Origin of the sequence: Endozoicomonas sp. SCSIO W0465 (assembly GCF_023716865.1) — a bacterium.
GTDB lineage: Bacteria > Pseudomonadota > Gammaproteobacteria > Pseudomonadales > Endozoicomonadaceae > Endozoicomonas.
Map to the genome: position 1 here is coordinate 5,024,739 of NZ_CP092417.1, position 19,251 is coordinate 5,043,989.

14 protein-coding genes are annotated in these 19,251 nt (G+C 48.0%); 6 read left to right on the forward strand and 8 right to left on the reverse strand.

From position 1 onward, the window contains the following. Positions 1-123 precede the first annotated feature (123 nt). Complete coding sequence (locus MJO57_RS22450; RefSeq protein ID WP_252017306.1) at positions 124-1,080, reverse strand: IS1595 family transposase; 957 nt, start codon at positions 1,078-1,080, stop codon at positions 124-126. A gap of 310 nt (positions 1,081-1,390) precedes the next feature. Next, positions 1,391-2,728 (reverse strand): transposase, encoded by a 1,338-nt coding sequence (locus MJO57_RS22455; protein WP_252017304.1) that lies wholly within the window; start codon positions 2,726-2,728, stop codon positions 1,391-1,393. A gap of 195 nt (positions 2,729-2,923) precedes the next feature. Between MJO57_RS22455 and MJO57_RS22460 the strand changes: the two genes are divergently transcribed. Together MJO57_RS22460 and MJO57_RS22465 are read left to right on the forward strand one after the other, a co-directional pair. Further along, positions 2,924-4,723, forward strand: coding sequence for a hypothetical protein (locus MJO57_RS22460; RefSeq protein WP_252018890.1), 1,800 nt, complete (start codon positions 2,924-2,926; stop codon positions 4,721-4,723). Positions 4,724-4,935: 212 nt separating this feature from the next. Further along, positions 4,936-5,643: a hypothetical protein gene (locus MJO57_RS22465; protein WP_252018892.1), complete on the forward strand. Its 708-nt coding sequence runs from the start codon at positions 4,936-4,938 to the stop codon at positions 5,641-5,643. Positions 5,644-5,933: 290 nt separating this feature from the next. On the opposite strand, the gene MJO57_RS22470 is transcribed toward MJO57_RS22465, so the two are convergent. Continuing rightward, the gene (locus tag MJO57_RS22470; RefSeq protein WP_252018893.1) at positions 5,934-7,148 is read right to left on the reverse strand and encodes an argininosuccinate synthase; all 1,215 of its coding nucleotides are present in this window, start codon (positions 7,146-7,148) and stop codon (positions 5,934-5,936) included. Between the two features lie 297 nt (positions 7,149-7,445). Between MJO57_RS22470 and pyrC the strand changes: the two genes are divergently transcribed. Both pyrC and rnt read left to right on the forward strand, forming a co-directional pair. Further along, complete coding sequence (pyrC, locus tag MJO57_RS22475) at positions 7,446-8,483, forward strand: dihydroorotase (protein ID WP_252018895.1); 1,038 nt, start codon at positions 7,446-7,448, stop codon at positions 8,481-8,483. A 277-nt stretch (positions 8,484-8,760) separates the two neighbouring features. Continuing rightward, entirely contained in the window at positions 8,761-9,360 is a 600-nt protein-coding gene (rnt, locus tag MJO57_RS22480; protein ID WP_252018897.1) for a ribonuclease T, read from the forward strand. 47 nt (positions 9,361-9,407) lie between these two features. On the opposite strand, the gene MJO57_RS22485 is transcribed toward rnt, so the two are convergent. The 3 genes from MJO57_RS22485 to clpB all read right to left on the reverse strand — a co-directional run bounded on the left by MJO57_RS22485 (position 9,408) and on the right by clpB (position 13,597). Then, complete coding sequence (locus MJO57_RS22485; protein WP_371924662.1) at positions 9,408-9,962, reverse strand: methylated-DNA--[protein]-cysteine S-methyltransferase; 555 nt, start codon at positions 9,960-9,962, stop codon at positions 9,408-9,410. 28 nt (positions 9,963-9,990) lie between these two features. Beyond that, on the reverse strand, positions 9,991-10,794 hold the full coding sequence (locus MJO57_RS22490; protein WP_252018899.1) for a Cof-type HAD-IIB family hydrolase: 804 nt from the start codon (positions 10,792-10,794) through the stop codon (positions 9,991-9,993). A 220-nt stretch (positions 10,795-11,014) separates the two neighbouring features. Further along, positions 11,015-13,597, reverse strand: coding sequence for an ATP-dependent chaperone ClpB (gene clpB / locus MJO57_RS22495; protein WP_252018901.1), 2,583 nt, complete (start codon positions 13,595-13,597; stop codon positions 11,015-11,017). Positions 13,598-13,784: 187 nt separating this feature from the next. Between clpB and MJO57_RS22500 the strand changes: the two genes are divergently transcribed. Beyond that, complete coding sequence (locus MJO57_RS22500; protein ID WP_252017318.1) at positions 13,785-15,146, forward strand: ISNCY family transposase; 1,362 nt, start codon at positions 13,785-13,787, stop codon at positions 15,144-15,146. 944 nt (positions 15,147-16,090) lie between these two features. Here MJO57_RS22500 and pgeF read toward each other — a convergent pair. Further along, the gene (gene pgeF, locus MJO57_RS22505; protein WP_252018903.1) at positions 16,091-16,843 is read right to left on the reverse strand and encodes a peptidoglycan editing factor PgeF; all 753 of its coding nucleotides are present in this window, start codon (positions 16,841-16,843) and stop codon (positions 16,091-16,093) included. Further along, a complete protein-coding gene (gene rluD, locus MJO57_RS22510) occupies positions 16,840-17,856 on the reverse strand; it encodes a 23S rRNA pseudouridine(1911/1915/1917) synthase RluD (RefSeq protein WP_371924663.1) in 1,017 nt (338 codons plus the stop codon). The genes pgeF and rluD overlap by 4 nt, the downstream gene beginning before the upstream one ends. Before the next feature lie 350 nt (positions 17,857-18,206). Here rluD and MJO57_RS22515 point away from each other — a divergent pair, with 350 nt between their 5' ends. Further along, positions 18,207-19,142, forward strand: a complete 936-nt coding sequence (locus MJO57_RS22515; RefSeq protein WP_252018905.1) for an outer membrane protein assembly factor BamD — start codon at positions 18,207-18,209, stop codon at positions 19,140-19,142. The last annotated feature ends 109 nt before the right edge of the window (positions 19,143-19,251 follow it).

A 19,251-nucleotide genomic window follows, 5' to 3' on the forward strand; every position in this document is an offset into this window, starting at 1 on the left:
GCTTGTTCTCCAGATTATCAACTAAATTCGGTTTCATAACCGCTCCGAACAAGCAAAGACCCACATCATCATTCGAAATAATGATATTAATACGTCAACTGACTTTCAATTATCGGTTGATGGCTAACCCGGTTTCCACTGGACGTCTGGCAGTTTGAGAAGTCGATCCGGCATCGGTGCTGTATTGACTGCAGCCCGACCTAGCCTTGAGATCATTGAAGGCATATCAAAACGCCGGTTAAACCGATAGTTGAACTCTGATAGATAACGGCCCAGATGCTTGGGGTCGAGCTTATGGTAAGTACCGGTAATCGCTGTTTTCACGTTTCCCAGCATGGTATTTACCCAGGTGAACAACTCATTCTCCATGGATGCATGCCCACCACCGGTAATGATGGCTGTGTGCTGGCATCCGGCATCTTCAATACCCCGGAAACAGGACAAGCCATCGCTGACGGCCCGGACACCCTTTTTCAGGGCATGTTCTGCCCACTCCTGAATGGTTTTTCGCCGGAAGTTATCAACGGCATTGAACTTCATGTAGATAGGGTGGTTATCAGCATCTGTCTGAACTGCGGCCACGAAGGGGGCTTTGTTCTCTGAGCCTCTGCCCCGGCGGCCTCCGTGGCGCTCTCCGCCCCAATAGGCGTCATCAATCTGAACAAAACCACTCAACTGCCAGCTGTTATCTCTTTCCATCATGACCTGCATGAGTTTGTGTTTCATGCGCAATGCGGCATTGTAGGAAATGCCAAGTTGTCGATGAAGCGTCAGGCAAGAAATCCCCGCTTTATTCTGGGTGACGAGATAGATACCCAGAAACCAGGTAGCTAGAGGCAGCTTTGTTGAGTCAAAGATAGTGTTACTGGTAAGCGAGGTTTGGCAACGGCAGCAATTGCACTGGAATTCAGCTTTCCGGTGAAGCTTGCAGAAACTGCGGGAGCCACACTTCGGGCATTGGAAGCCATCTGGCCAGCGCCAAGAGGACAGCGCGTTCTCACACTGCTCTTCACTGCCGTAATTAGCCAGAAATTGCATAATGCCAAGGCCTTTTTGGAACTGAATGGTGTTTTTACACATCAGTTTTACCTCCAAAACACATGACTATCGACGTTTATTATAGCAGCTGGCTCACGACGTAGGGTCGGTGGTAATCAGGTAGTTCAATGACTGCAAGAACGCCTGACTCGTTTAAAGAGCATGCCAAGGTTCCTGGCCATCTGCCTCAGCGTGTACAGGACAGTTTTATATGATTTCAAATGATTAACTCGACTTTAGAGTCTGTATAAAACGATAATTCGGTCAGCTTTTTATAGTGAAGCAAGCCGAAATCAGTGAACTGTTTTTCCAAGTTCGTTATTACTTCCGTTTTTTGCCTAAAAGCCTTTAGTTATGCTGCTTCTGAATTATCCGGTATTAACTGGTCGATCAGATCGCGAAAATTGAACTCATATTTTTGCTTATATCTGTTCCAGCCCTTGCGAATAGAGAACCTCGGAATAATTCCTGAAAGAGCAATTTTCATCATGCCTGCAGTGGTTGTATCCGGGCTTCTCCAGGGTATCCGAGAAATATTCAGACATGCCTGATTTTTACAAACGGTTAATAACTGCAATAATGCATAGCCTGCCATTTTCAAATGCATCCATCGAAGCAGTGTTCGCAATTTCTGCTGCCATAAATGGCAACAGCCAAAAGCATGTTTGAGTTGGTGAAACATTGGCTCTACCGGCCATCTCCGGGAATAGGCACGAAGCACCTCCAGTCCCTCAAGTTCCGGATTGGTCGAGATGAATATTCTGCTTTCGGTCAGACCTTTGTCATTTTCAAAGCGACTCCAGACGACGCGTACTTCACGACCTTTAAGGAATCTGGCGCGACAGATCAGGGTACGATAACGTATTTTGCGAAATTTGCCGTACATCCATACTGTTGCTTTTTCTTCCGGCAGTTTCTTAACCTGTTCTGTCGTCATCTTGATGCCGTACTTTTTTGGGCGCCCTCGCTTCTTTACGGTGGGTGCTGGCGGCAAAGCATAGAGGGCCCGATTTGAAGGTATCTGACCAACAACTTCTATGTTCATTTCCAGAGCTGGCTTTATCAGTGTCCAGTTCATATACCAGCAATCGGTTAGCAGGCGTAGCACTCGATCCTTCACTTCATTGCGTACCACCCTGAGCATGGCCACGGCAATTTTCAGTTTGCTGGTGTTACCTGAAGCTGGTGTCGGAAATGAGATCACCGGTATGGCGGTAAATACTTCATCTGCAGCCCGCTCAAATATGATGGCCAGGGAAACCCAACACTGCCCCCAGATGTACGTCGGCCGATTGCGTTTCTTGCTGTGTTGATGATGTGTACGACAAGCAGGGGCTTTGTCGGAAAACCGTTCGATTACCCAGTCATCAAGCCCCAGGACCACAGGTTGATTCTCAGGAGCTTTGGAGCAGACCAGACGGATCAAGTGGCGTGCCAAGTTCTTCCATTGCCACTTGCCCTGAGATAGCCAGTGGTGGTAGCTGCTCCACACACAATGAAAATCAATTGTTAACAACGCCTGTGTAACAAAGCCGTCGGCTGAAAGCATGCAACCGAACAGCAGTTCGCAGAACGTTGGTACTGCAGTTGATGATAGCGCTCCAGCAAGAAAGGTTGTATATGAAGCGAGCTCCCTGAGGATTACTTGATGATCTGAAGTGAGCATGGCAACCATCTCGAATTTCGTCATTGGGGATGGTTGCTTTTAGCAGATTATGCGCCGGAACTATTGTGCTCTTAAAACTCTAAAGTCGAGAAATAAAATAAAGGGAACTTAATTAAAAAAAACGGGTCCATAGTCTAAGGATACATAATCGGACGATCAACTGCTTAAACCACTACAGGGATAAACAGACCCTTTGAAATTGAATTCAGGTATACCAACATGAACACATTATTAGGAAAACCACAACCCAATACACTGATGCCTGAATTTGAAAGGGTCTATCCTTTTTCAGCCAACCTGATTAAAAATCAAGATGATTCAACACAAAAAAGATTTATTTGTGCAGACTCAAACCCAAAGCCACACATCCTCACCAATCCCCATCAGCTGTCATGTGGACATCTGATTTGTCAGCCATGCGCAGATAACAACATAGATAAAAATTTTAAAGAAAGAGAAATTATCATCTGTCCGCTAGCTGAATGTAAACACCGTACCGATAAACAGGGCATTTTCAAAGACCTCTTTAATTCAAGAGAGATTAATTCTATCGTTGTCAAATGTCTGGTACCAAAATGTGACTGGCAAGGAGCATTCCAACATTATAAGGAGGTTCATGTCTACGACTGCGCTCAATCAACGACATATCTTAAAGAAAAAATTGCTTATTTAAATGAACGATATGAACACAACACAAAGATACTGCATAAAAGTGATACAGATTCAGAAGTCATAAAAAAGAAACTGGAATATACGACTCAGGAAAATCAGCAACTGAAAGAGAAGATCTCATCACAACAACAGGGAATTAAGGCACTTGAGGATAAACTGAAAAATGCTCAAAGTGAGAATTCCTCATTGTCAGAGGTCATCTCAATCCTTAGTGAACAACAACCGGCCCAGGCTTCCGGCCATACTGGCCACACACCCAATACCAAAACGAAATCCAAGGCCTTAAAAGCCCCAGCGAATTATGCATCGAAGGCTTCCCCAAAAGCTGTCACACCACCCTCAGCCTCAGCCTCAGCAACAGGTGGAGCAGGACAAATTCTCTATTCATGGAAATTTGATCATACTAAACATTTAAATGGTGCTGACCACGCTGATGTAATACAGAAAAGTGAACCATTTAGTATCAATAACCATACCTTTCAGCTGGCGTTAGTCTATCATGGTGAATACTTCGGTTTGTATATTCGTGTGATCAATGGAGTCAATGATGCAAAAGCCATATGGCCCATAAATGAATCCATAACATTGGTTATAAAAGATAATAGTAAAAACAAAACTGACATTACCAAGACACTGCATCTATCAACAGCTCCCGACGAATGTCGAAGATTCCCGGGTGAGAGTCTACTTCCACTCGTAGGCTTTAAAAAATTTTGCAGAGTGTCCGATTTAAAAGCACCGAGCAATCAGTATCAATCTTGCTATTTGGATTCTAATAGTGAAACAACGATATATGTAGTGTCAGCAGCTCAGATCAAACCAGCAGACATTAACTCGCCATATGATGTGCTTGAAGGTAGCGGACTGGTATGCTGGCCAATCCGGAAGTATAGAGAAAGACGCGAAAGCCTTGCATACAAAACATTTGAAGCAGTAAGTCCATCTTTTTATACTTCCGATAACGGATACTGTTTCAAATTATTCCTGGACACTCACGGTCATTCCGAATCAAATTATACAAGGGCATTGGTTTATGCTCGGCTTATGCCAGGCAAGTATGACAATACACTGCCCTGGCCGGTATCCGGACAAATATACGTTTCACTACGGGACCGACGTATCTTCGAAAACCCGAATGATCAACAGGATATATCAACGGTTATAACGGTGAACCGGAAAAACAGAGTAGTAAGAGACGATGCTGAATCACGATTTAAAGCAGAGACTAAATATGCAGAATTCTTTCCATTCATGAAGCTTCAATCCGATCAAACGGACCCAAACAAACCTATTTATATAGCTAATGATGAGATTGAAATTAAGGCAGAGTTTATTCCGTTTGAATAAAACCAGTAAAAGTGTGACTACCTTTGATGCAGACAGATTTTCTGTACACAAATATCCCTCCCTATTCTTTGGAACAAGGTGTTACCATTACTGACTAACCCGTTATTTCTTTAATTAAAAGTAAATGTTTAACTAATCAGTGGGTAGATAGAAAATGGCTCTGCTCACTCAACAGACGACAAAAATTACTTAAACTTAATGAGGTTACCATCATGGATCCAGTAAATGGCCATATAAACCTGGCTTATTCACAATCTAGCCTTTCATTAACTAAAGAACATTCAGTCAGCGCCAGTTCAAATACAAAGTACATTAATAACAGTTCATCCGGCTGCTCTGGTGATAATACACAAAAAACGCTACCCAAGTATGGTACCACTACTTTTGCTAAGACAAACGTTGGTATTGGGCATGTACCATACGATCCAAATTCCCTGTCACAATCCACGTCCTGTTCATCTTTATGTACTGAATGCACTGAGTTGGAGTTTCAATCTACTAAATTAACCAGTGAACAGGCTGCTTATGATCAGCTGGAAACTATGATGGGCGTTGAAGTTTTTGATCGTTTTACGATCAATATTGCAAGAATTTTATATGGCACTCCTGCAGGTTGGGGCTCAACGCTCCCCAGACAAGTCAATCAAATTTTAGACTGGTATAATACAGAACAAAACGAATCAAGCGTTGACCAATTTTTAAATGGTGAATTTAAAGAGTCGGAAGCAGCTATCAGACTCAATCAATTCATTGAAATGTTTGTTATCCACGATGACTTAGAATTCATTACAACCCTTTGTAAAGCTAAAGATATTCGCCAACCAAATATCTATAAGGAATGGAAATCTCTCACTGGAGTGACAATGCGTGATACTCAGTTGCTCGATGCCAGGCGTCGTCTTGGAATCCACCGATTATAGTAATCGTGTGTCTGAGAAAGAACGAATTTCACTGAACGTGATATAAGTAGCTGGCCATATGGAATCGAATATTTCTGGCTACTTGGGCTGGTGCTATGCGAGGCACAACGGAGGGAGCATAGCCGTAGCTATGTGACCGGAGTTGTAACGAAGCAGAGTGCCGGCACAAGGAGTCAGAAATATATGATTTCATATGGTTAGCTACTTAGATACCTGATTCGGGATCAGATACTTCATCAACATGCAATATCCAGATCAGACCTCTGAATTGAACAGAGGCCTGAATCTTCTTAGTTCAGCTTACGGCCCTTATTCGCTGCAATCCTTAACCGTAGTGCATTCAATTTAATAAACCCTTCTGCATCACCCTGGTTATAGGCACCGGCATCGTCTTCAAAGGTCGCCATCGTTTCATCGAACAGAGAGTCATCAGAACGTCTGCCAACCACGGTAACATTTCCCTTATACAACTTGAGACGAACCTCACCATTCACCGGTTCCTGGCTTTCATCAATCATCTTCTGAAGCATCTCCCGCTCCGGTGACCACCAGTAACCGTTGTAGATCAGCCTGGCATAGCGCGGCATCAGCTCATCTTTCAAATGGGCCACTTCCCGATCCAGAGTGATAGATTCTATGGCTCGGTGTGCTTTGAGCATAATGGTGCCTCCGGGGGTTTCATAGCAGCCCCGGGACTTCATGCCGACGTAGCGGTTCTCAACAATATCCAGACGACCAATGCCATTTTCACCACCAATCCGGTTCAGGCAGGCCAGTACCCGGGCTGGCGTCATCTCTTCCCCATCTATAGCAACAATATCCCCTTTGCGATAGGTCAGATTCAGATAGGTCGGTACATCCGGGGCTGATTCCGGAGCAACCGACCAGCGCCACATGTCTTCTTCCGGCTCCGCCCATGGGTCTTCCAGAATGCCCCCCTCATAGGAGATATGCAGCAGATTGGCATCCATGGAATAAGGCGATTTACCTTTCTTCCGCTCCACCTCAATGCCGTGCTCATCGCAGTATGCCAACAGCTTTTCCCGCGAATTCAGATCCCACTCACGCCAGGGCGCAATCACCTGAACCCCCGGCTTCAATGCATAAGCACCCAGCTCGAAGCGCACCTGGTCATTCCCTTTTCCGGTCGCACCGTGAGCGATGGCATCGGCACCGGTTTCATTGGCAATTTCAATCAGACGCCTGGAAATAAGCGGTCGGGCAATGGAGGTGCCCAGCAGGTATTCGCCCTCGTAAATGGTATTGGCACGGAACATGGGAAAGACAAAGTCACGGACAAACTCTTCGCGCAGATCATCAATGTAGATCTCTTTAATCCCAAGGGCTTCCGCCTTGGCCCGGGCTGGTTCTACCTCTTCCCCCTGCCCCAGATCCGCCGTAAAGGTGACGACTTCACACGCATACGTATCTTCCAGCCATTTGGCAATCACTGAGGTATCCAGGCCGCCGGAATAGGCCAGAACGACTTTTTTGATCTTTTTCATTGTTTAACTCCAACGACGTAGCGCAACAGGAACCCGAATAAAAACGGATATATATTCTTTTTTATGAATAATAATTCATGATTCAGGTTTCGCCAAGATGTCTTTATCAATATTTTGCCTAACCTGAGGTCACTGTAGATAAAGCATGGAAATCATATCATCAAAAGGAAAAATATACGGGTTATACCTAGCCATTTTATGCATCTTTTCTCTGGCCCCCACTATCAAAATTTCCTTTTTTTCGCTAGGATGCCCATCCGGTTCGATCATCTATAACCGGAACAGGTACCTGCCAAAATGAGCCAATTACTGACCATTACCCGCCCCGATGACTGGCATCTACACCTTCGTGATGGCAATGTTCTGAGTGCAACGGTTGCAGCGAGCGCCAGAACCTTTGGCCGGGCAATCATTATGCCCAACCTGGTACCACCGGTAACGGATGCTGATCTGGCCAGCCAATACCAAGCGCGCATTCTCGCACAAGTACCGGCTAATTCCGCTTTTCAACCCTTGATGACGCTGTACCTGACGGATAAAACCTCACGTGACACCGTCCTGGATGCCCACAGCCGTGGTGCTGTGGTCGCACTCAAACTCTATCCTGCCGGTGCAACCACCCATTCTGATTCCGGCGTAACCCATCTCGACAATATTTACGACGCGTTGGAGGCCATGGCCGAGTGTGGTCTCCCACTGCTGGTGCATGGCGAGGTTACCGATGCAGAGATCGATATCTTTGACCGGGAAAAGACCTTTATTGACCGCCACCTGATTAAACTGGTCGATCGCTTCCCCACCCTGAAGATCATCATGGAGCACATTACCACAGCTGATGCAGCTCAGTTCGTCAGCGAAGGGGGAGAAAAACTTGGGGCTACCATCACCGCCCATCATTTGTTGTATAATCGCAACCATATGCTGGTTGGTGGTATCAAGCCCCATTATTATTGTCTGCCGATTCTCAAGAGAAACCGGCATCAGCAGGCACTGCTTGAAGCAGCAGTCAGCGGCAATCATCGCTTTTTCCTGGGAACTGACTCTGCTCCCCATGCCATTGGTGCCAAAGAGTCCTCCTGTGGTTGTGCAGGCTGCTATACGGCACCAGCGGCCATTGAACTTTATGCAGAAGCCTTTGAGATGATGGGTGCCCTGGATAAACTGGAAGCCTTTGCCAGCTTCAATGGCCCTGATTTTTATGGCCTGCCCAGGAACCAGGACCGCATTACCCTGGTGAAAGAAGACTGGACCATGCCAGAATCCATTGCATTCGGTGACAACCGGGTGAAACCACTGAGAGCCGGTGAAACCGTATCCTGGCGCCTCAAACCATAGCCATGAGCTGATAACAGCCATGAGCGATAACAGCCATGAGCGATAACAGCCATGAGCGATAACAGCCATGAGCGATAACAGCCATGAGCGATAACAGCCATGAGCGATAACAGCCATGAGCGATAACAGCCATGAGCGATAACAGCCATGAGCAATAACAGCAGTGAGCGGAGGAAAAATTCCGCTTCTACTGTCCCCATGAAAATGGTTGCAACCAGCGGTATTTTTTACAGTAAAGAGTAAGGAGAAGCCTTTGAGGGCCGATGACAGCCACTCCATGGCCAACAGATTCCGCGGCTTTCTGCCCGTGGTAATCGATGTGGAAACCGGCGGCTTTAATGCCACTACTGATGCCCTGCTGGAAATTGCAGCGACCGTTATTGAAATGGATGAGCACGGCTTTATCCATCCGGGTCCATCGGAGTCATACCATATCAAGCCATTCGAAGGCGCCAATATTGAGCAGGCCGCTATCGATTTTATTGGTATTAACCCCTTCCACCCGCTGCGGATTGCCACGGCGGAAGAGGATGCCATCAACAAAATTTTCCGTTTAGTTCGTAAGGCAGTCAAAAGCCAGGGGTGTAACCGAGCCGTACTGGTTGGCCACAATGCGGCGTTCGATCTGGGATTTGTCATGGCTGCCGCTGAGCGCTGTGATATGAAACGAAACCCGTTTCATCCGTTTTCCTGCTTTGACACCGCGACCCTGGCCGGCTTGGCCTATGGACAAACGGTGCTGGCCAAAGCCTGTATCGAAGCGGATATTGATTTTAATAAGTCAGAGGCTCATTCTGCCCGTTACGATACGGAAAAAACCGCTGAACTGTTCTGTACCATTGTCAATCGCTGGAAAGATCTGGGCGGCTGGCTGTAATAGCCATTACCCCCTTGCTGGCTGGCTTTTTTCTTAACCATGAAAAGTCAGCCATACTTCCTGATTCTATTGCCCTGCTCAAGATCCAGCAGATATTGCTTCATCTCCACCCCATGGGCATAACCGGTTAATTTGCCATTTTTCCCAATCACCCGGTGACAGGGCACAATGATGGCTACCGGGTTGGCACCATTAGCGGCGCCCACTGCCCTGACCGCCTTAGGTCGGTGGATACTGCTGGCAATATCCTGGTAAGAGCAGCGCTGCCCATAGCCAATCTGTTGCAACGCTCGCCATACCTGCTGCTGAAAGTCAGTACCACGAAGATCCAGTGCCACCGTAAACCGGGTGAGTTCTCCTCGAAAATAGGCTTCCAGCTCCTTTTTCGACTGCTTCAGGTGACTATCGATAGCTTTTCTGACGGTAGCAGTCATGTCGTCACTGTTTGCGAGTTGATTAGGCGCTTCAGGCTTATTTTCTATCAACATTACTGAGCAAATACCCTCTACAGATGCTGATAGCTGCAGCATACCGACAGGTGAGTTGATTAACGCTCGCCCTAACGGAATCGATTGTTCAAAAAAATAAATCATAGCGCCCATAACTTACCTCACAGTTGATGAGTAAACTTTACAGCGCATAAAGCCTTGCCAGATACTCAGCAACCGAATGATCATCACAATGACCAATGCGCTCAAATCCGGGCAGGCTGTTGACCAGCGACGGGTCAGCATTTCCCATGACTACCCCTTTTCCTACACTGGACAGCATTTCAACGTCATTCATCCCATCACCAAAAGTAATGGCATCCTGCAGGCCGTAACCTTTCAGCTTCAACACCTCTGCCAATGCCGTCCCTTTGCAAACACCCGATGCCATGATTTCAAAGCACTCAGGCAGGGAGTAGGTCATGTAAAGCTGTTCACCGTATAGTTCACGGAACCGGTCGGACAATGGCAATAAGTCAGCGTGCGATTTCGCAACAAAAAAGATTTTCTGGATAGCAGCAGTTTCAACAGCATCAAAGTCGGCAAGGTGATAGGTAAATCCGCTCTCCTTACTGAATGCATGAAGATCTTCATGCTCAACCTCTACCAGCCATTGCTCACCTTGATAAACGTTGCTATGAACCCGGTCTTCATAGAATTTCCGAAGGGACAATAATGAATGCACCAACCCGGGATTAATATCGTGCTGAACAATCATTTCCCCGTTCGGATTATGGACTCTGGCACCATTGCTGGTGATCAGGTACATATCAACGCCAAGCTGTTCCCTAATTCTTTCAACATCCTGAAAGTGGCGGCCTGTAGCAAAAATAAATTTGATACCTTTCTCGCTCAGGTGCTGAATGACTTCACGGGTTCTGGGAGAAAGCTCATGCTGTTTGGTAAGCAAAGTCCCATCAAGATCGGATACAACCACTGGATACATAATGACCTCTTGCAAATCCTATTGCAGATTTTATAAAGCGGAGGAAGAGCACCCTGAAGCAACAGGATGCAGACAATCCATATCTTCCCTTGAAAAAATACCGATTAACCTAAAGCTTGGAGAAAAATCATTCAATCAGTAATTTTCTCAATAGCGGATTTGCCAAGCCTCTATCCATTATCCTAATAAAGGCCATTATCCTGATAAAGGCTTTGGTTTATCAGGAGAATGCCAACTCTCCATCGTGCGCCACCACCTTGATGGTATCACCAGGTTTGTATCGGCCAGACAGAATGGCTTCGGCCAGCGGATTTTCAATGCGCCGTTGAATAGCCCGCTTCAATGGTCGTGCACCATAAACCGGATCAAAACCGACGGTTACCAGCTGATCCATGGCCTCATCAGAAAGCTCCAGCCGTAGATGATTGTCCGCCAGCCGACGATCCAGGTTAGCCAATTGTATGCTGGCAATGGATTTAATCTGGCTGGCACCCAGTGGATGGAATACCACCACCTCATCAATCCGGTTAACAAACTCTGGCCGGAAGTGCGTTCCTACCACTTCGATCAGGGTACTCTTCAACTCTTCAAAATCAGTTTCACCGGTCTCTTTGTTCCGGAAGGTCTGAATAAGGTCAGACCCCAGGTTTGACGTCATGACAATAACGGTATTTTTAAAGTCAACCGTTCTCCCCTGGCCATCAGTCAGACGACCATCTTCTAACACCTGAAGCAGAATATTAAAAACATCCGGATGAGCCTTCTCCACCTCATCCATCAACACCAGGGAATATGGCTTACGACGCACGGCTTCGGTCAGATAGCCACCTTCCTCATAACCTACATACCCCGGAGGCGCACCTAGCAGACGGGAAACCGAGTGTTTCTCCATAAACTCTGACATGTCGATGCGGACAATGGCATCTTCCGTATCAAACAGAAACTCAGCCAGGGCCTTACACAGCTCAGTCTTACCGACCCCGGTTGGGCCCAGGAACATGAATGAGCCGTTGGGACGATTGGGATCGGCCAACCCGGCCCGCGAACGGCGTACTGCATTGGCAACCGCAACCACTGCCTCATCCTGGCCCACGACCCGTTTATGGAGTGCCTCCTCCATACGCAGCAACTTCTCTTTCTCTCCCTCCAGCATCTTGGCAACAGGAATACCCGTCCATTTCGACACCACTTCAGCAATCTCTTCTTCTGTTACCCGATTTCGCAGCAGTTGATGCTCCCCGGTTTCCAGGGCATCCGCCTGGGCCAGCTGTTTGTCAAGCTCAGGCAAGGTCCCGTACTGAATTTCGGACATTTTGGTCAAATCACCTGCCCGTCTGGCGGCTTCCAGCTCAATCAGCAGTTTCTCTTTTTCTTCCCGGAGTTTCTGCCCCCCTTGCAACTGGGCTTTTTCCGCTTTCCAGACATCTTCCATGTCGGAATACTCGCGTTCCAGCTCACCGACTTGCTCATTCAGTTTGGCCAGGCGCTCCCTGGACGCATCATCATCTTCTTTCTTCAGCGCTTCCTGTTCTATTTTGAGTTGAATCAGACGGCGTTCCAGTCGATCCATGGCCTCCGGCTTGGAATCCATTTCCATTCGAATACGACTTGCAGCCTCATCAATCAGGTCAATGGCCTTATCGGGCAGTTGCCGATCCGTGATATAACGCTGGGAAAGTTTGACTGCGGCTATAATCGCCGGATCAGTAATATCAACACCATGATGGGCCTCATAACGTTCTTTCAGACCACGGAGAATAGCAATGGCATCTTCTTCCGTTGGCTCATCCACCAGCACCTTCTGGAAGCGCCTTTCAAGGGCCGCATCTTTCTCAATATACTGCCGGTATTCATCAAGCGTGGTGGCACCAACACAATGCAGCTCCCCCCTGGCCAACGCAGGCTTCAGCATATTCCCGGCGTCCATGGCACCTTCGGCCTTACCGGCGCCCACCATGGTATGAATTTCATCAATAAACAGGATGATCTGACCTTCCTGCTTGGCCAGGTCATTCAAAACCGATTTCAATCGTTCTTCAAACTCGCCCCGGAACTTGGCACCAGCAATCAATGCCCCCATATCCAGCGACAGCAGCCTTTTGCCTTTCAGACCTTCCGGCACTTCCCCATTGACAATACGCTGGGCCAGACCTTCAACAATTGCCGTTTTACCAACACCCGGTTCACCGATAATCACCGGGTTATTTTTGGTTCTTCGCTGCAGAACCTGAACCGTCCGCCGTATTTCATCATCGCGACCGATGACCGGATCCAGCTTGCCCTCTTCGGCACGCTCAGTCAGATCAATGGTGTATTTACCCAGGGAGTTACGCGAGTCTTCTGCATTCGGGTCGTCAATAGACGCGCCACCTCGAATATTTTTAATGGCATTTTCCAGTGCTTTCTGACTAACGCCCTGACTGCCCAGTAATTTACCAAGCGGACCGCTGTCTTCCATCATGACCAGCAGCATGGTTTCACTGGAAATAAACTGATCCCCGGTCTGCTGCGCTTTTTTGTCAGCAAGGTTCAACATTCGATAGAGTGCCTGGGACGTCTGGATATCACCGGTCGGCGATGATACCTGGGGCAGCTGTTCGAGCATGCCTGCCAACTCACCACGAAGGGTGCTCACATCAAAGCCTACCTGCATCAGCAGAGGCTTGACCGAGCCTCCCTTCTGGTCGATAAGGGCAAGCAAAAGATGTACGGGCTCAATCTGACTGTTGTCTTTGCCGATAGCCATAGACTGGGCATCAGCCAGAGCTGACTGGAGTTTGCTGGTCAGTCGATCCATTCTCATAATGACCTTCTCCTACCTATAATCTCTAATTCGGTTTTTACTGTTAAGTAGTTCTCGTCCAAAAACACAACCAATTGAAAACTGTAGATTTTATCCTGAAAAATTAAGTGGAGCCCTACTGCTATCTGGCGACTAAACTTCCCAAGAGCAAGAAACATAAGGGATTGCCAAAAACAGAGGACTCCAAATGCGCAAAAAACGCAACCCGCAGTGTAGTATGGAACTCCATTACGTACCTCATGAAATCTGCTCCCAGCTTTCCGGTATCTCGCAATGGCTTGACGCCCATCCACAGTTCAATGACTGGATTTATGAGGACTTAAGTTCTGGTGATAAACAGAACACTGGGCGGAACGGACTATCAGCAGAATCCGTTCTTCGTGCGGCACTCCTGAAACAGTATTTGAATTGTGATTATGACTACTTGTCGTTTGTTTTGATGGACTCCATGCTCTTTCGAGACTTTTGTCGCCTCGAACCAAACCAGCGCCCCAGTCGCTCCAGTTTGCATGGGCTCATCAGCCTTCTTACTGCATCTACATGGGAACGGATTAATAACTGTCAGCTAATGACCGCTAAAGATCAGGGTATTGAAAAAGGGCGCACTGTGGCTATTGACAGCACAGTCACCGAATCGGATATCAAACCTCCTTGCGACAGTGATCTTTTAGCCAGTTCCGTTAAAGAAATTTGTCGGCTGCTGGAACGGGGACAAACACTGACAGCGACACCGCTTTATGAATATACCCATCACAACCGAGCCGTAAAAGATGCGGCCAGAAAATGCATCTACGCTGGCAAAGAAGAGCGGCATCAGCATTATAAAAAACTGCTGCAGTTGACCCGAAAATCCCGGAAGGTACTTATCGAAGCTACTGTCACGCTAGCAAACGCCCGTCAGCAGGGGCAGTGTCTCCTGGCTGATGATGCCGACAAGTGGCAGGCCGATGTGGATCACCTGTTACCCCTGGTGGATGCAATAGTCTCCCAGACAGAGCGCAGGGTCTTTAAGGGTGAAAAGGTGCCAGCCCAGGAAAAAGTGGTTAGCCTGTATGAACCCCATACGGATATCATCGTAAAAGACAGGCGGCAAGTACAGTATGGCCATAAACTGAACCTGGTTCAGGGAAAAAGTCGATTGATCCTGGACCTGGTTATTGAGGAAGGTAACCCAGCGGATTCGGACCAATTCATTCCGATGATGGAAAGACAAAAAGAAATTTATGGTCGTGTACCTCGCCAGACAAGCGGTGACGGCGGATACGCGTGTCGCGCTAATTTGGAAAAAGCCAAGGCCATGGGAATCAGCGATGTAGCTTTTAATAAGAAGCGCGGACTTGAAGTCGAAGAGATGACTAAAAGTCAGTATGTGTATAAAACGCTCTTTCGCTTCCGGGCAGGTATTGAAGCGGGAATTTCGTGGCTAAAGAGATGTTTTGGGCTATCACGTTGCCACTGCAAGGGTTCTGAGCGTTTTGATTCTCATTGCTGGTTATCGGTGGTCTGTTACAACCTGGTGATTCTGGCCAGACACCCGGCACCATCCTGATAGCCACCTCCACGCTACATGAAAGTACCTTTCCAGCATGGTGGGAGGATGTTTTCTGCCTGCTTTTCGCGTTTTTCTCCAATATCCGTCCCAGATTAGAGAAAAAAAGGGAAGAGTTTTTGCGGCTCTCTGGAATTTCAGGAAATATCAAAACGAACGTACAATCTAATTATGATTGCCTGATGCGTTTTTGGACGAGAACTAAGTAGCCAGAAATCTGCGATTTCACATGGTTAGCTATCTATATAGTGCTGGTGTGGGGCATTTCAAGGATGAACGGTAAATCATAACCGCGAAGGCGTCTTTTTGTTTTATCAACAGGAACCAATCACTATATTGCCAGTCTCCTTTTTATTGAATCAGTGATTGGGCCAATTATTGAGCCAACCATTATGAGGATTGACTGAATGAACTGTTTAGCTGGAATCAGTCGGTTAAGTTCCAACCGGCAACACTCTCAAAAGGTTGCTACCCCATCGGATGCCTACCAAAAAACACCTCAAGGCACCAATCCCGACTGTAAAAACGGACAAATAGCAAAAATAAGAACCATAAGCCCCCCCAACCGGTATATCCCGAGCTTCAATAGCCTGCCTGCAGACTGCGAAAGAAAAATGTCCACTGTGCGAATACCCCCGGAAAGCCAGTGGGTCGAAGTCGCTCTCCGGAAAATAGAACCTGTGCCGGTTACGATCTGTCTGAGCACGTTCCACCCGGCTGCTAATCCAACCAATAAAAGTGACCCGGAAGGCAACCATTGCCTAATCAACCCCGGCAGTGATAAAAAACAAGAATCAGAATCCCACAGCCATCTTCGTCTTCGAACTTCTGGCTACCCATATAACCGTCCACTCCCCACCATTCCTGAGGAACCTTTCACCTCCCAGCAGCTGGCATAGGAGCTATGTAAGCGGGTATGGCAAAAGACTCAAGGGATGCCTGCATCAGGGCATAGTTGGTACCCGCCAGATCAGGGAAGCCATCCTACCCGACGATTTTCCATCACGGCGGTAAGAATAGAAGAGATCAGACTGGTCATAAGAACAAAACTCACCACCGTACACCCGATTAACACCAAGTCGGTTCAGCCGTCTGCGCGCCAGTGTATTAAGATTGGCAAACCAACGATCCTCCCTGCCGGGGTTAAAAGCTCCGAAGCACCCACTGTCTTCTGCCAGAAACTGCGCCCTGACTTCCGGTCCAATCTCAAAATTATGCTGACCGATTGCAGGCCCCAACCAGGCCATGACGGTTTCCGGAGGCACTCCCATGGAGTGAACCGTCGCTTCAAGAATCCCGGCCACTAAGCCTTTCCAACCAGCGTGAGCCGCAGCAACCACCGTTCCATCCAGGTTACAGAACAGAACCGGCAAACAGTCTGCCGTTAACACCGCACAGGCTGATCCTGTTGTGCGGGAAACAGACGCGTCTGCTTCAGTCTCCTGATTATCAGTATCCGCATCGGCAACCTCAACACCATGTACCTGTTTTAGCCACAACGGGGATCTGGCCAGGTCAAGGTCTTGATTAAGCAGCTGTCGGTTTGCCCGAACCGTTTCCTGATCATCACCCGAGTAAAGCCCAAGGTTGAAGCTGGAAAAGCCAGCCTCACTCAGCCCACCCTTGCGGGTAGTCACTAACGCGTTAACACCATTCGGCGCAGGCCAGCCAGCCCAGATATAGCGCTCATTGCTCACTCACATTCCCCTCTGTCTCCGTCAGAAAGGGGCTCATTTTCAGCCAGACTGTCCAACAACCTCTGGATATCGTCGGTCAAAGGCACCTCCCACTCCATATATTCGCCCGTCGCTGGATGGATCAAACCGAGCTGACGGGCATGAAGGGCCTGGCGCCTGAAGGCTCTGAGAACTTTTTCCAAAGCAGCCGGACATGACTTGGGCAACTTAAGCCCGCCACCGTAAAGGTCATCACCAACCAGGGGGAAATGCTGGTGGCTCATGTGCACACGAATCTGATGGGTTCTGCCCGTTTGCAGGTTAAGCCGGATATGCGTATGAGCTTTATAACGCTTCACTACCCGATAATGGGTAACAGAAGGCTTGCCACTGCGAACAACCGCCATCTTCAGACGGTTTTGCGGGTGTCGACCTATCGGCGCATCAACCACACCGCCACCCGTCATTACGCCTCGCACAACGGCCTCATATTCGCGGTGAACCGTACGATCCTGCAGCTGTGCAACAAGATCGCTGTGCGCGGCCAGGGAACGGGCAACGACCATAAGGCCAGTGGTATCCTTGTCCAGCCGGTGCACAATGCCAGCCCGTGGCAAAGCGGCATTATCGGGGTAGTGATAAAGCAGGGCATTCAACAGAGTACCGGTATAGTTTCCCGCAGCGGGATGCACGACCAGATTGGCAGGCTTATTGATCACAATGAGATCGTTATCTTCATAAACAACGTCAAGTGGGATATTTTCCGGCTCCCACTGACCTTCTGGCTGAACCTCAACAGACAGAGACAGCTTTTCTCCGCCATAGAGTTTCTCTTTTGGTTTACGGGTCTCGCCATCCACCACCAGAGAACCATCACGAATCCAGTCCTGAAGCCGGGCCCTGGAAAACGCCGGAAAACAGGCCGCAGCGATCTGATCAAATCGACGACCACCTTGATCATCAGGCACCGTGACACTCTCTTTAATGGTATTGTTAATCTGATCGTTAATTAAAGGTTTAACAATTTCACCCATGCAACAACACTCAGTTCAGAAATCTACTTTCACTACCGACAACTTAAACAGCAAATGACGGTAACAAAGGCGCCGGAAAATCTTGTCTTTTCGTTTTCAGGCATACTATGTTTAAATGCCAGTTTAAATGCAGGTTTAAACAAGCCTTTTTATCGGTTCGAAGAGTTTATCACAAGAAGTCTCTGAGGCCTGAGTGGTTGTCGAGAGCAACAACGAATGATGTCCCTTCATCCCAGTATCCTGACACTGTGATAAGTCCCATCGTTCATGGCCAGTTTCAATCACTTGATTCTTCGGCAGCCTCTGATGTGCTAAAGAGCACGGAAAGAGTACGGAAACCAATCAACACCATGACAATCCTGACTGAAAAATTGACCCGGTTACTTCCCTCGTTTGTGACGAGAACCCTTTTGATGGTGTTTGCAGCCATCATCCTGGCGGGCTGTGCATCAACAACCGAAGATCAAGAGCAACTGCCGGAATCCCTGTCCGAGGCAGAGCTTTACCAACTGTCCAGCAAAGCCATTGATGACGGTCGCTACTCGGAAGCCATTAAATCTTTGAGAACACTCGAGTCCCGCTACCCTTTCGGAGCGTTTGCTGAACAGGCACAGCTGGATATCATTTACGCCTATTTCAAAAATGCCGAGCCTGAAGCCTCCAAAGCGGCAGCTGACCGTTTTATCCGCCTGCACCCACAACACCCTGATGCAGACTATGCCTATTACATGAAAGGACTGGCATCCAACACCGCTTCCATGGGGCTGCTGGAACGATACCTGCCGATGGATTTGACCCGCCGTGACCCGGGTCAGGCCAGGGTATCGTTTAACGAATTTTCTGAATTGCTGAGCCGTTACCCTGAAAGCAAATACGTACCCGATGCTCGCCAGCGCATGGTAGCTCTCCGCAACCGGCTGGCAGAATATGAAATTCATGCTGCCAACTATTATCTCAAGCGCAAGGCCTATGTCGCTGCAGTGAACCGTGGGCGCTATGTTGTCGAAAACATGCAGCAGACTCCCGCCGTTCCCGAAGCCCTGGCCATTATGGTAGAAGGCTATCAGCATCTGGAGCTGCCAAAACCCGCCAGTGAGGCTCTGGAGGTCTTGAGGCTGAACTACCCGAACCACCCGGCACTGGACAAGAACGGTAATTTTGTTGGCTACAAGGTGTTTGAAGACGTGGATCCATCGATCTGGAGTACGCTTACCTTCGGTTTGATCGGCAGTTCCAAACCCAAGGTCAGGAATGCGCCTCCCCCACAGCCACCTATGGTGAACTGACCAGGGGTATTTTAGTGGTACCCGTAAACTCAGGATTGTTTCAATTGACGTCAGCTGGCCATTTGAAATCATTTAGCCAGTTCTGCCCAAAATGGCGATGGTTATAACT